Below are 14084 nucleotides of genomic sequence, written 5' to 3' on the forward strand. Positions count from 1 at the left end.
ACCTTTCAGGTGGTTCTTTTATTCGGGATCTAGAGTGTGGTGCTATCTTGTTCTGTCTCGGGAGCTTCATTGCTCACGATTGCTGTTGCACCCTCAATGCGTTGAACGACAGCTTCGTGTCCAGTAGGAATCGGCGCCGAATCACCAACGGTTCGCGCCGTCCAATGATCGCCTTCAAGCCGAATGAGTCCCGTCTTGTCGGACACGGCCTCCAAAACTTCCACGTGTTGGCCGATCAGTCGGTCGACATTGGTCGGAGCGTGTGGGGAATTCCGACGAAGACGTCGCAGCATAATGGGACGCACCAAGAACAGCAGAAGAATTGCCACGACAGCGAAAACGATGACTTGGACCGTCCAGCTATCAACTGCCAATGCTGTCAGCATTGCAGCTAGGCAACCGAACGAAAGCATCAAGCAGAAAAAGTCGAGCGACAGCATTTCGATGACGCCCAAAATGATCGCTGCTATGAGCCAGACGTCCACCGGATTCTCGACAATCCACGTCAGCACGATTGAGTCCTTTCACGGGGTATATATCTATCGTGCATGATTCGGTCGGCGAATACATCAACGGCAGACCGTCCAGGCAGAGATCTATACAACCGATAATCTACATTATGTAAAGTACAAGAATCTGGACGCCCCTATTGGCTGCCGAATCCATGTCCGCGGTAGATTCGACGCATGACTCCTTCCCCCACACTTCACTCCGAACGCCGCGCAGCACCATCTATGCCCGTTTGGGCCTTTGCCATCATCGATGCACTCTTGATCATGATCTTCGCTGGCATCGGCCGAGCCTCTCACGGAGAAGCTATTTCGGGTATTGCCATGACGGCATGGCCGTTCCTCGTGGGCGGCGCCGTGGGATGGATCGTCAGTCGCGCGTGGCGTCGACCTGAAATCATCTTTCCTACCGGAGTCGCCATATGGGTCTCCACCGTCGTCGTCGGCATGATTCTTCGCGCGATCACAGGTGCCGGGACGCACTGGTCGTTCATCATCGTCGCAACCATCGCGACCGGCGTTTTTCTCCTGGGATTCCGCCTCGTAATTCGCTTGATTCAGCGATTCGCGCACGGTCCGACCGCGAAGTAAAGCAAAAAACGCTGGCTACTCCCCGAGCGTATCACTAACCTTCAACTTATACCTAAGGTTAATCTTGGAGGAACCGAATCCAATCCTGCAGCACACGATGCGCGCTTCCGGAATCGATGGACTCCTCCGCACTATGTATGGCCTCGTTCAACCGGTCCGGCAAGGGCCGATCCACATCGCTCGAGGCCGATACCAGACCAGCGGCCGCATTAAGGACCACGGTGTCGCGAATCGGCCCCTTCTCCCCCGCAATGACCCGCCGAATCACATCTGCGTTGAATTCGGCATCCTTACCGGTGATGTCGCCCAACGTATTCGAGGGCAGGTTCAAATCGGCAACTTCAATGACGCTCTCCTGAATCTGCCCATCGAACGCCTCCCAGATGCGGGACGGGCCGATCAAGCTCAATTCATCGAGATTGAGTGGCCCGATAAATACCAAGGCGTGTTGCCGACGACGAGCAAAAACATCCGCCATAAGTGGTGCAATCCGAGCATTCGATACACCGATAACGGATGAATCGACCCGAGCGGGATTAGCTAGCGGTCCCAAAAAGTTAAAGATCGTCGGGACGCCCAGCGTCTTCCGGATCGGGCCGATATATCTCATGGCCGGATGGTATGTATTCGCGAAGAGGAACGAGATTCCGACCTCATCGGCGGAGGCTTCGACGCGATCAGCAGGCGCATCCAGCGGCAAACCTAGGCGCTCAAGAGCATCCGCGGACCCCGTGGAGGACGACGACGCCCTGTTTCCATGCTTGACGACCTTCAGGCCCGTCCCGGCAATGACCAACGAAGCCATCGTCGAAATGTTGACCGTATTGTGCTGGTCTCCCCCGGTGCCCACGATGTCCACGGCGTCGCGCGGGCCGTGATAATCCTTGGCCATGCTGAGCATTTGTTCGGAAAGCCCGTGAAGTTCCTCGGCCGTCTCCCCCTTGGTATGCAAACCCACCAAGAAGGCCGCAACGTGGACCGGGTCGGCAGCGCCGGTCATCATGTCTTTCATGGCCCAGGCAGCCTCGTCGTAGGTCAGATCTTCGTGACGTTCAATCGCGTTGATCAGCGACTTCCAGCTGGTTTCACGTGCGTGGAGTGACGAATCGTTCATCCCTCAACCTTACGGGATCACAGCCCGCACCTGTCAGCGATACTCTCGAACCCTGACGTATCCCTGGACGCTCCCTGGATAAACACGTGTGGCCCTCGTCCCACCGTTACGTGACCTTAATACCTACAGGGCGCGAAAAGCCCCGAATTCCCGCGGATTTCCAACGATCTGCGGCACGCTCCGTGACACGCCGGAGGGCACAAACGGCGTTCCTGTTGGTTCGACGGGAGTTTTACCGACATAATGTCTATGTGACAACTGCAACCCAAACTCACAGTAAGTCGGCACAACCGACGCTCAATCGCCCGAACATCGTGTCCGTTGGCACGGTGGTTTGGCTCGCGAGTGAGCTGATGTTCTTCGCCGGACTCTTTGCCATGTACTTCACCCTGCGCGCCACGGTGCCCGAGGTGTGGGCCGAAAACACCCACCACCTTGATGTTCCGCTCGCGCTGGCAAATACGATCGTCCTCGTCTTGAGTTCGGTCACTTGCCAGTTTGGCGTGTTCAAGGCGGAACAGCTCAAGGCACGACGCACCGGTTCTATCTGGCAGGTCGGCCAGTGGGGAATGATCGAGTGGTTCTTCCTCACCTTCATCATGGGCGCGTTCTTCGTCAGCATCCAGTCGATGGAATATGCAACCCTCGTCTCGGAGGGCGTCTCGATTGCCGGTAGCGCCTATGGTTCGGCGTTCTACATCACCACCGGATTCCACGCTCTTCACGTGACTGCGGGACTCATCGCATTCCTGTTCATCATTGGGCGCGCCTATGTTGCCAAGCGCTTCGGTCATTACGAAGCGACCTCGGCAATCGTGGTGTCCTACTACTGGCACTTCGTCGACGTGGTCTGGATTGTGCTGTTCCTCGTCGTCTACTTCGTCAAGTAGACGTCGTTTCAGCGGTCCGTCCCCACATCAATCACACACAGACAAAGGAACTCCTGACGTGAAGGCACTTTCTCAAAAGCGGCGTCATCCGCTGGCGGCCATCATTCTTTTGGCTGTCGCTCTTGTCCTGACTGGCGGCCTCTATGCAGTTGCCTCAGCCACCAACCAGGCCAAGGCCGACTCCTCACAGAGCTACACAGCAGATGACATTGCTGCCGGACAAAAGTTGTTCCAGTCGAACTGCGCCACTTGCCACGGCACGAGTGCTGAAGGCACCCAGGACGGGCCGTCCCTGATCGGTGTCGGCGCGGCCGCGGTGGACTTCCAGGTCGGCACGGGCCGTATGCCCATGCAGATGCAGGGTACTCAGGCCCAGATCAAGCCGGGTCAGTTCAACGACGAGCAGACCAAGCAGCTCGCCGCCTACGTTTCTTCCTTGGGTGCAGGCCCCGGCGTGCCGGATGCGGAATCCTTGGACACGAGCAAGGGCGATGCCGCTAACGGCGCCAAGGTCTTCCTGGCCAACTGCGCCATGTGCCACAACGCGGCAGGCGCCGGCGGTGCCCTGACTCGCGGCAAGTTCGCGCCGACGCTCATGGGCGTCTCCGAGCAGCACATCTACGAGGCCATGGAAACCGGCCCGCAAAACATGCCGGTGTTCAACGACGCCAACATCACGCCCGACGAAAAGCGCGATGTCATCACTTACCTGAAGGCACAAGAAACCAACAGCTCCCCCGGCGGACTCGCGCTGGGCTCCCTTGGCCCGGTTTCTGAAGGCTTGTTCATCTGGACTATCGGACTCGGAGTCGTCGTAGGCTTCACCGTCTGGCTGACCTCGCGGTCCGCATAAGCCCAGCAGGGCATCACACACTTACTAGTAGCTCGTACCAAGGAAGTTAGAGGAACACATGGGCAACCATCGTGACGGAGCACCGGATCATTCCGGCGCCGTTGCTACCTCAGAAGATCAGAACCAGGAAAAATTTCCGGATCCTGGTCTGCCGCATCACGAACCACGTCTGACCGACCTTGATCCTCGGCGTGCTAAGCGTGCCGAACATCAGGTCTCCTGGCTGTTCATTCTGTCGATCGTTGGCGCTTTCATTTTCTGGATCGGGTTCTTCGCGATCAAAGCTAACGGCGACATGTACGACGTCAATAACCCGGATCCCACCAGCAATCTGCGCTTGCAGAACCTGCTTCTCGGTCTCGGTATTGCGTGCACGATGTTCGGCATCGGAATCGGCATTGTTCACTGGGCACGTACGCTGATGCCTGACCACGAGATGGTCGAGATGCGTCACGAAATCAGCTCCGAGGATTCACGAGCGGAAGCTCAGGAGATCGTCGAAACAATCATCGACGAATCCGGTGTGAAGCGTCGTCCTCTGATGCGGAACACCTTGATCGGTGCCATTATCCTGGCGCCCCTCACCTTTGTGACTCTGTTCCGCGAACTCGGGCCGATCGATACCAAGGTTCTCTCTCACACCTTGTGGGATAAGGGAGTTCGCCTGGTTCGCGACCCTTCCGGAACTCCCATCAAGGCCGCCGACGTGACCATGGGCTCCGCTTACCACGTTCTTCCCGAGAACATTCTCGATATCTCCCACGAAGATGGTTACCTCGAGGAAAAGGCCAAGGCCGTTGTTCTTCTGATGCGCATGGATCCGGAGGAGTTGCACGTTTCCGAGGATCGCAAGGACTGGAACGTCGACGGCATCATCGCCTACTCCAAGGTTTGCACGCACGTTGGTTGCCCCATCGCTCTGTACGAGCAGCGGACGCACCACCTGCTGTGCCCCTGCCACCAGTCAACGTTCGACGCTGCAAATGAGTGCGCCGTGGTCTTCGGCCCCGCCGCCCACGCGTTGCCGCAGCTTCCGATCACCGTCGATTCCGAGGGCTACCTCGTTGCCCGCAGCGACTTCCACGAGCCGGTTGGCCCGGCCTACTGGGAACGCGGCAAGCAAAAGCAAGAGATGGCGAGTGAGGCTTAATCATGTCTAATGCCGTAAACGAATACCAGGCCTCGACCACCCCCGGCCGTATCGCGAACTTTGTTGATACTCGAGTGGGCATGTCGGGAATCGTGCGTGAATTTGGCCGCAAGATCTTCCCGGATCACTGGTCCTTCATGTTTGGCGAAGTCGCTCTATACAGCCTCGTCATCCTGATTCTCTCGGGAACCTACCTGACCTTCTTCTTCGACCCGTCGATGACCTCTAAGGTCTACGACGGTAGCTACGTACCCATGAAGGGCGTCGAGATGTCGGCGGCATATGCATCCGCATTGCATATCTCGTTCGATATCCGTGGCGGCTTGTTTATGCGTCAGGTCCATCACTGGGCCGCTCTCATGTTCGTCGTCGCCATTGCTGTGCACATGATGCGCGTGTTCTTCACTGGCGCATTCCGTCGCCCTCGCGAGTTGAACTGGGTTGTGGGCGGCATGCTGTTCGTGCTCTCCATGGCTGCCGGATTCACCGGTTATTCACTCCCCGATGACGTGCTGTCCGGTAACGGTCTCCGCATTATCGACGGCGTCATGAAGGCGATCCCGCTGGTCGGTACTCACCTCTCGCTCTTCTTCTTCGGGGGTGAGTTCCCAGGCCACGCCGTCATCGGCCGCTTGTACACGTTGCACATCATGATTGTGCCCGCGCTCATCTTGCTCACGGTCGCTATTCACCTCTTCATGGTGGTCGTCCACAAGCACACCCAGTACCCCGGCCCCGGACGTACCGAAAAGAACGTTGTCGGCTTCCCTGTTGGTCCGGTTTACGCCGCCAAGGCAGGCGGGTTCTTCTTCGTGGTCTTCGGAATCATCGCCTTGATGGCCGGAACCGTCACGATCAACGCCATTTGGAACTACGGTCCCTACGATCCCTCCCCTGTTCAGGCAGGTACGCAGCCTGACTGGTATATCGGTTGGGTCGATGGCGCACTACGTCTGATGCCGGGCTCCTGGCCCTTCCACTGGCAGTTGCAGGCAGGTGGCACCTGGGTGTTGGCAGTGTTGCTCCCGATGGTGCCCGCTGCGATCCTGTTGGGCTGCTTCTTCCTGTGGCCGTGGATCGAACGTTGGGTTACCAAGGACAACCGTGAACACAACATCCTGGATCGCCCCCGTAACGCTCCGTTCCGTACGGGCGCAGGCGTGGCCGGTGTGACCTGGTACGCCGTCATGATGACTGCGGCAAGCTCCGACTTGATCGCGACGCACTTCCACGTCGCTCTCAACGACGTCGCCTACGTGCTCCGGTTCCTGTTCTTCTTCGGACCGTTCATCGCCTTCGAGATCACGCGCAGGATCTGCCTCTCCTTGCAGAGGAAAGACCGCGAATTGGTCCTCCACGGTGTCGAAACCGGCCGGGTCGTTCAACTTCCCCACGGTGAATTCATCGAAGTACATGAGCCTCTCAATGAGTACGACATGTACCGCCTGGTGGACTTCAACTCCCCGAAGGTCACTCCCGCTCAGCCGAACAAGAAGGGCAAGATCACTGGCGCCGAGAAGGTTCGCGGTCGCATCTCCCGCTTGTTCTTTGAGGACAGGGTTGCTCCCGTAACTCCCTCTGAGCTGGAAGCTGCTCACAAGCATCACGAGATTGAGGCAGGCGGTCACTAGTCTTCACGGCTAGGCCAAATACCTCGTCTAGGAAAGGCCCTCGAACTCCGTAATGGAGTTCGAGGGCCTTTCTTCATGCGCTAGCTGGATTGATGGAGTACCGGGAGCTACAACCGCCGTCTGCACGTTGACGGAGGCGGGGTATTCTCGCCGCCCGCTTCAGGCCAGTTCTTGTGGCGGAGTCGTCTAGTGGTTCTAGACGCCTTTGTCCACCGGCGTCGTGGCTACCCAATAGATTCGCTCTACTCCGTCGGTGGTCTCCCATTGTCCGTCCACTCATGGAGGTGACACATCGGCAGGTAACTTTCCGGGGAGCACTTCTTAGCACCTGTACGTGTGGGGTGCGCTCTCCCTCATTTCCTGTCAGATCGTTGTCGAGCAACCGATAGACCGGCTGCGCAAATACCGAAGAACCACGTGTCGATTCTATCCGCTCGAAACTTCTCTCCCAGTGGCCTCGGCGGGATCTCACCCCGCTGAAGATCCGAAGAATGTTGCTCGAGTCTCGGAGGACTACACGGTGTCGGCAATGGGTGGCAGGGACGCGATGCTGGAGCCTATACGATCGCGAACAACACATTCGGTAGCGTATGTCCGATTTGGTGGTGGTTGCCTTGCGTCTTTCGATCTGTTCGGTGGCGTTTGTCCGTATCGGTTGAGATTGCCATGCGGGCTTCGGTCCGTTTAGAGGCGTTTGTCCGATTTGGTGGGGTTTTCCGTGCGGTCTCCGGTCTGTTGAGCGGGGTTTGTCCGTATCGGCGGCGGCAACCGTTCGGTAGGTCGCTCGTTCGGTGGGGTTTACCCAATTTGGTGGGGCCTGCAGCTGTTAGGAGGCGGTGTAGCCACCACCTAACGGAATTAAGCACATCCGATTCGGGTAAGCGCCACCCAACGTCGAGACTTTTCCGTCTCTACGCTCTCCACTCGTGATGGTAGGCGCCCGCCAACCGGGCAACCGCCGCCTAAGAGCCGGATGCCACCCGGCCCCGATGAGCGACTAACGGCGACGGGCGGTGGACACCCCCCCTCCTGATGCTCCAGTCGGACCCCTCAATAGCCGCGGTTCGGCTGTCCACGACAGCCCGGGTCGCAGGGCAGCAGCCAACATGCTCTACAACAAAGATGTGGCACCACCCTACGCGTGCCCCGTGCATTGGGCGGACCCAACCTCCGCGACAATTGCTACTACACGCAGCGCACATGCTGCCATCCCGCACATGCGCCGTCCCAAGTTCAGTTTCCCCTAGCCCTTGCGCAAGCGCTTGGAGAAATCTCGCGTAGTCTCCGGCGGGCGCGGAAGTTACACGAGTCCTGAAGCTGTCGGTCCCCCGGGGCCTCCACCAACGTGGCCATGCAAAAGCCCCCATGCTCTACGAGCATGGGGGCTTTCTAGCGTCAAGAAACCTATTTGTCCCTAGTGGGCATGGCTTCCGCGGTTGTATTCATAGACCCAACCAACAAGTGCCACCAAAGCTACCGGAACGGCAAGCATCAGCAGCCACCAGCCGATGGCCAAGGCGACGACGCCAATCGTGGCGGCAATGCCCAGAAGGAGAGGCCACCAGCTCCACGGCGAGTAAAAACCGTAGTCACCGGCCGCGTCGGCGATCTCACCGTCGAGGTTATCCGACGGCTGGTTCGGGTGCTTCTTGTTGGTGAAGCCAAAGAAGAAGCCCAGGAACGCCGACATCAGAGCGGTCAGCAACAGAGCGGGGAATCCAACCCATTCCTCAAAATTGGTCATGTATCCGTAGACAATGCTGACCGGAACGAGGAAGACGAACAAGCCCCAGAAGAGAATGCTATTTTCGCGCACGTTGTGACCTCCTAGGAATTCACCGTGGCGGCCTTGCGGGCAGCCGAGGCGACGTCGTGGTTCGTGGACAGTTCCGGATGGTGCAGGTCCAACGCGGGGCGCTCAGAGCGGATTCGCGGAAGAGCCGTGAAGTTGTGGCGCGGGGGCGGGCAAGACGTTGCCCATTCCAGCGATCCACCGAATCCCCACGGATCGTCCACTTCAACCTTCTTGCCATTTCGGGTGGTGATGTAAACGTTCCAGAAGAACGGCAACATCGACAGCGCGAGGATCATGGCGCCGATGGTCGAGAACTGGTTCATCCAGGTGAAGCCGTCCTCCGGCAAGTAGTCCGCGTAACGACGGGGCATGCCGTCCACACCGAGCCAGTGCTGGATGAGGAACGTGGCGTGGAAGCCCACGAACAGCAACCAGAAGTGAATCTTCCCGAGACGCTCATTGAGCATCTTGCCGGTGAACTTCGGCCACCAGAAGTACAGGCCACCGAACATGCAGAACACGACCGTACCGAAGACCGTGTAGTGGAAGTGAGCCACCACGAAGTACGAATCGGACAGATGGAAGTCCAGCGGCGGCGTAGCCAAGATGATGCCGGTGACGCCACCGAAGAGGAAGGTCAGCAAGAAGCCGAACACCCACAGCAGAGGCGTTTCAAACGTCATGGACCCTTGCCACATCGTTCCGATCCAGTTGAAGAACTTCACGCCCGTGGGCACCCCGATCATCATCGTCATGAACGAGAAGAACGGAAGCATCACGGCACCGGTCACGTACATGTGGTGCGCCCACACCGTCACGGAAAGGGCAGCAATCGAAATCGTCGCGTAAACCAGTCCCTTATAACCGAAGATCGGCTTGCGAGAAAAGACGGGAATGATTTCCGAGACCACACCGAAGAATGGAAGGGCCAGCACATACACCTCTGGGTGGCCGAAGAACCAGAAGAGGTGTTGCCAGAGAATCGCGCCACCATTTTCGGCGTCAAAGATATGGCCGCCCAGTCGTCGATCCATACCGAGGGCAAACAGAGCTGCAGCCAGCGGCGGGAAGATCATGATCAGCAGAATTGCCGTGATCAGGGTGGTCCAGGTGAAGACGGGCATACGCCACATCGTCATACCCGGTGCGCGCATGCACAGAATGGTCGTGATGAAGTTGACGCCGCCCATGATGGTGCCGAAGCCCTGGAGGGCGAGTCCGAAGACCCAAAGGTCACCGCCCACGCTGGGGCTGTACGTCGTCGAGTTCAGTGGTGCGTATGCGAACCAACCGAACGATGCAGCGCCCTGCGGGGTGATGAAGCCCGAGATAGCGACGAGTGAACCAAACAAGAAGAACCAGAACGCCAACGCATTGAGGCGAGGGAACGCCACGTCAGGCGCGCCCAGCTGAAGCGGAACGATGACGTTGGCGAACCCAACGAACACCGGCGTTCCGAACATCAGCAACATCAGCGTGCCGTGCATGGTGAAGAGCTGGTTGAACTGATCCTTGGTCTCAAGGATCTGCATTCCTGGCTGGAACAACTCCAAGCGCATGACGAGCGCCATGATGCCAGCGAGCAGGAAGAACGTGATGGAGGCGATCAAGTACATGTACCCGATCGTCTTGTGGTCGGTCGAGGTCAACCAGCTGACAATGATCCGGCCTCGCGAGCGAGGAACGGTACGTTGAGCAACCGTTGATTCTTCAGCTGAATACTCGAGTGTAGACACCGGTACTCCCCTACTTCGATTCGTTCTTGGTGGGATTGCGGTTGTACTCATCACCGAGGCGTCCGTTATTGCCCTGGTCCTTGAGTTCCTGCATGTGCTTGTCGTAGTCGGACTTGGAAACAACCTTCACATTGAAAAGCATCTCCGAGTGGTACTCACCGCAGAGCTCGGCACATTTACCCTGGTAGTCGCCAGGCCCGCCGGTCTTGAAGTCCATGTAGTTGGTCTGTCCCGGGATCGTGTCGATCTTCTGCAAGAAGGCCGGTACCCAGAACGAGTGGTTGACATCGCGAGACTTCAGCTGGAGCTCAACTTCGGTGTTCTCCGGCAGGTAAAGGGTCGGAAGGGAATTCTCCACGCCAGGCTTGCCATCGAGGTGACCCTGCGTTCCCGAGGTGTACGTGTTGCTATCCAGGTAATTGAAGTCCCAAGCCCATTGCTTGCCGTAAACCTCAACGGTGACTCCCGGATGGTCCCACCGTGCATCAACGGAACGCTCGGCACGGTCGGAGAACGAGAAGAGGCTGACAATCAGGATGATCGGGATGATCGTGTACATGATTTCCAGCGGAAGGTGGTATCCAAGCTGGCGGGGGTAGCCGGTCTCGCCCTTGCGGCGACGGTAGGCGATGATGCACCAGAGCATCAAGCCCCAAGTCACCAGGCCGACCGCGAGAGCAGCGATCCAGGAGCCAATCCAAAGATCCATGATCGTGTCGACGTTGTCCGTCGTACCGCGCTTAGTTGGCAAGAAGCCGTTTTCGGCGGTCTCCGAACAACCCGTCAACAGCAGCGTGGCGGCGGCGGTCGCGCCAACGGCAACGATGCCCTTAACGCGGCTGCTACCGGTTCGGTTCTGCGAACTCACAGACTGCCCTTCCTCTTCTATGCGTGCGTGTGATGAAAACGGTGGCCCAGGCGAAAATCCTGGACGGGCCGGTCACCTCTATCTTAGAGCCAGCTTACTCGCACCTGCGGATTCCCGCTGACACTGTGTCACCACAGTACCCGGTTTCATGCTTTGAACGGTTCCGCGACATGAGCGCGATGTGGACTCCTGAGGCCCTGATTTGGTGCGCTCCACACGCAAATGGCCCGGACTCTCAGGCTTTGCCAAGGTCCGGGCCATATTACGAGCCACTCAAGCGCGATCTATGTCACTTAGTGGAATGAGTCTCCACATGCGCACGAGCCTTGGGCATTCGGGTTATCAATCGAAAAGCCCTGCTTCTGGATCGTGTCTTCGAAATCGATAGTTGAGCCCTCGAGATACGGCGTACTCATGCGATCCACGATCACTTCTACGCCATTGAAATCGCGGACAGCATCGCCGTCGAGAACGCGCTCGTCGAAATAGAGCTGATAGATCAGGCCAGAGCATCCGCCGGGCTGAACGGCAACTCGCAAACGAAGATCGGTGCGACCTTCCTGTTCCAGCAGAGCACGTACTTTCTCGGCCGCACCATCGGTCAAGTTCACGCCATGAGTAGGCAATTCCGTGGTGGTTTCCGGGGCTACAGTCATCATCACACCGGCCTTTCTGCTCCTCGAGGAGCCCTGACATTGGTCTCAGTTCAGTGTAACGCCGTGCTTGACGGTCGTATTCCAACGACTTTGCGGGACCGAATCAACGACGTGACGGTGCAAGCAGGGTCTATTGGCCCTTCTTATTCATATGGGTCAAGAACAACGCTTCGGAGACAATAGCTCGCTGGAAGTCCGGGATATACAACGATTCATTGGCACTATGCGCTCGGGTATCCGGGTCTTCGATGCCAGTAATGAGGATGGAAGCCTGGGGAAAAGTTTCGACGAGCGAGGCGACAAAGGGAATTGACCCACCCATTCCCATCAACACGGGCTCTGTGGACCACGCTGAGCGCATGGCACCCAGGACTGCTTCGGCGGCTTCGCTGGTGACGTCGGCCTCGAAGGGCTGACCCGCCTCCCCCGCTTCATAATCGACCTCGCTTCCCCACGGAGCATGCTTGCTCACGTGCTCCGACAAGAGGCGGTGAGCTTTCTCGGGATCTTGCCCCGGGGGAACTCGAAGGCTCACGCGGGCACGTGCGGTGGCGGCCATCGTATTAGATGACTGATCCACGGGAGTGACATCCATGCCGATGATCGACAGGGCAGGCTGTTGCCACAGTCGCGAGGCCACACTTCCGACACCCGTCAGCGGCGCTTCGGGAAGCGTGCCGGCATCCTTCCGAAAGTCTGATTCCTCATAGGTCAGGCTCGGCTCATCGCCCCGCACAAGCCCCTCGACGGCCACCGACCCTTTGTCGTCATGAAGGGAGGCCAGTAGACGCACCATGGCTGTATTGGCATCGACGACCGGACCGCCAAACATTCCTGAGTGCAATGCGTGATCCAAGGTTCTGACGGTGATAGTTCCCGAAATAACACCACGCAAACTCGTGGTCAGAGCGGGCACGCCGGCCCGCCAATTCGAGGAATCAGCGACGACGATGGCATCCGCTTCAAGCTTGTCACGGTAGGTTTGCAGGAAGTTCTTGAAGCTCGGAGAACCTGCTTCTTCCTCACCTTCGATGAAGAGAGTAATGCCTAGGCCAAGGTCGTCACCACAAACTTCTTGAACTGCCGCAACCGACGTCAGGTGGGTCATGACACCCGCCTTGTCGTCGGCGGCGCCACGGCCGTACAGACGGTCCCCGATCTCCGTGGCGGCCCAAGGATCCGTGTTCCAATCGGCACCGTCACCCACCGGTTGCACATCGTGATGCGCGTACAGCAAGACCGTGGGATATCCAGGGCTCGGCTTCTTGTGAGCGACGACCGCCGGCATGCCGTCCCGACCATCTGGTTGTTGCGCCGTCAAAATCTCGACTTCGTCGAACCCTGCCTCTCGCGCGAGTTCCTTGACGGCTTCGGCGCTCTCTCGTACCTTCGTCAGATCGTGACTCTCCCACGCGACCGACGGAATGGCGACGAGCCGTTTCAGGGTTTCCAGCGCCGAAGAGAAGCGGCTGTCTACGGAATTCTTGACTTCAATTTCAACTTGAGGATTAGGCATATATTCACGCTTTCCAGGGTGTGCCGGGATCTAGGTTGTGAGAGCCACTCTAGGACTCCCCCAGCTACTGACGGTAATAGCTACGAGTTTCACGTATCCTGAAGGAGTGTTCGGAAGCAAGAAGAAAACCTCCCATGACAACGCCGCAGAGGATCAGTCATCGCCTTCGATGACTGAAGCCGAAGCGCATACGCAACAGGGAAAGGGCCGCCCAACTCCCACGCGCAAGGAACGTGAACAGGCCCGTAAACGGCCGTTGGTCCCTGATGATCGAAAACTTGCCAAGGAAAAGCAGCGGCTTGCCGCACAAGAAGCGCGACAGCGTCAGAGCGAAGCCATGCGAACAGGCGATGACCGTTACTTGCCGATCAAAGACCGTGGCCCTCAACGCCGATTCCTTCGAGACTATGTTGATGCCCGATTCAATATCGGTGATTATTTCATCATCGTGCTGCTCGCGATATTCATCATCGGCCTCCTCATGCCGCTACATATCCAGCAGTACACGATTTGGGTCATGTGGATCTTCATCGCCATTTGGGTATTGGACTTTTTCATTTTGTGGCGCAAACTCAAGCGAGTCGTCGTCGAGAAATTTGGTTCCGCCGAGCCAGGCTCCGGCATGTACGTCTTCAACCGGGTCATGATGATCAGGAAATTGCGCATGCCCAAGCCCATGGTCAGACGCGGCGAGTTCCCTTCCTAGAGGCCCTCGACATCACAGAAAGGCACGGACCGATTCCTCCATAGAGGAACTCGATCCGTGCCTTTTGCG

General features: G+C 57.9%; 13 protein-coding genes. 6 read left to right on the top strand and 7 right to left on the bottom strand.

Annotation, left to right across the window (positions count from 1 at the left end; genetic code table 11):
* Positions 1-29 precede the first annotated feature (29 nt).
* Positions 30-512 (bottom strand): NfeD family protein, encoded by a 483-nt coding sequence (locus B9Y51_RS09495; RefSeq protein ID WP_245826129.1) that lies wholly within the window; start codon positions 510-512, stop codon positions 30-32.
* 174 nt (positions 513-686) lie between these two features.
* Here B9Y51_RS09495 and B9Y51_RS09500 point away from each other — a divergent pair, with 174 nt between their 5' ends.
* Positions 687-1100, top strand: coding sequence for a DUF3054 domain-containing protein (locus B9Y51_RS09500; RefSeq protein ID WP_218189210.1), 414 nt, complete (start codon positions 687-689; stop codon positions 1098-1100).
* Positions 1101-1158: 58 nt separating this feature from the next.
* Here the strand turns inward: B9Y51_RS09500 and trpD are convergent, their stop codons facing one another.
* Positions 1159-2214: an anthranilate phosphoribosyltransferase gene (gene trpD / locus B9Y51_RS09505; RefSeq protein ID WP_048678322.1), complete on the bottom strand. Its 1056-nt coding sequence runs from the start codon at positions 2212-2214 to the stop codon at positions 1159-1161.
* Positions 2215-2429: 215 nt separating this feature from the next.
* Here trpD and ctaE point away from each other — a divergent pair, with 215 nt between their 5' ends.
* The 4 genes from ctaE to qcrB are packed head-to-tail and all read left to right on the top strand — an operon-like array spanning position 2430 to position 6738.
* Positions 2430-3104 carry an aa3-type cytochrome oxidase subunit III gene (gene ctaE / locus B9Y51_RS09510; RefSeq protein ID WP_082156609.1) on the top strand — a complete coding sequence of 225 codons (675 nt, stop codon included), beginning with the start codon at positions 2430-2432 and terminating at the stop codon, positions 3102-3104.
* A gap of 58 nt (positions 3105-3162) precedes the next feature.
* Positions 3163-3957: a cytochrome bc1 complex diheme cytochrome c subunit gene (gene qcrC, locus B9Y51_RS09515; protein WP_085529512.1), complete on the top strand. Its 795-nt coding sequence runs from the start codon at positions 3163-3165 to the stop codon at positions 3955-3957.
* 58 nt (positions 3958-4015) lie between these two features.
* On the top strand, positions 4016-5107 hold the full coding sequence (qcrA, locus tag B9Y51_RS09520) for a cytochrome bc1 complex Rieske iron-sulfur subunit (RefSeq protein WP_048678327.1): 1092 nt from the start codon (positions 4016-4018) through the stop codon (positions 5105-5107).
* A 2-nt stretch (positions 5108-5109) separates the two neighbouring features.
* A complete protein-coding gene (qcrB, locus tag B9Y51_RS09525) occupies positions 5110-6738 on the top strand; it encodes a cytochrome bc1 complex cytochrome b subunit (RefSeq protein WP_048678329.1) in 1629 nt (542 codons plus the stop codon).
* 1414 nt (positions 6739-8152) lie between these two features.
* Here the strand turns inward: qcrB and B9Y51_RS09530 are convergent.
* The 5 genes from B9Y51_RS09530 to B9Y51_RS09550 all read right to left on the bottom strand — a co-directional run bounded on the left by B9Y51_RS09530 (position 8153) and on the right by B9Y51_RS09550 (position 13309).
* Positions 8153-8554 carry a cytochrome c oxidase subunit 4 gene (locus tag B9Y51_RS09530; RefSeq protein WP_048678331.1) on the bottom strand — a complete coding sequence of 134 codons (402 nt, stop codon included), beginning with the start codon at positions 8552-8554 and terminating at the stop codon, positions 8153-8155.
* A gap of 11 nt (positions 8555-8565) precedes the next feature.
* On the bottom strand, positions 8566-10269 hold the full coding sequence (gene ctaD, locus B9Y51_RS09535; RefSeq protein WP_048678332.1) for an aa3-type cytochrome oxidase subunit I: 1704 nt from the start codon (positions 10267-10269) through the stop codon (positions 8566-8568).
* A 10-nt stretch (positions 10270-10279) separates the two neighbouring features.
* A complete protein-coding gene (gene ctaC, locus B9Y51_RS09540) occupies positions 10280-11137 on the bottom strand; it encodes an aa3-type cytochrome oxidase subunit II (protein ID WP_048678334.1) in 858 nt (285 codons plus the stop codon).
* A gap of 293 nt (positions 11138-11430) precedes the next feature.
* Positions 11431-11793 carry a HesB/IscA family protein gene (locus B9Y51_RS09545; protein ID WP_048678649.1) on the bottom strand — a complete coding sequence of 121 codons (363 nt, stop codon included), beginning with the start codon at positions 11791-11793 and terminating at the stop codon, positions 11431-11433.
* Between the two features lie 130 nt (positions 11794-11923).
* A complete protein-coding gene (locus B9Y51_RS09550; protein ID WP_048678335.1) occupies positions 11924-13309 on the bottom strand; it encodes a dipeptidase in 1386 nt (461 codons plus the stop codon).
* A 106-nt stretch (positions 13310-13415) separates the two neighbouring features.
* Between B9Y51_RS09550 and B9Y51_RS09555 the strand changes: the two genes are divergently transcribed.
* Positions 13416-14015 (top strand): DUF3043 domain-containing protein, encoded by a 600-nt coding sequence (locus B9Y51_RS09555; protein WP_053089920.1) that lies wholly within the window; start codon positions 13416-13418, stop codon positions 14013-14015.
* The last annotated feature ends 69 nt before the right edge of the window (positions 14016-14084 follow it).

Origin of the sequence: Kocuria massiliensis, assembly GCF_900169715.1 — a bacterium.
GTDB lineage: Bacteria > Actinomycetota > Actinomycetes > Actinomycetales > Micrococcaceae > Rothia > Rothia massiliensis.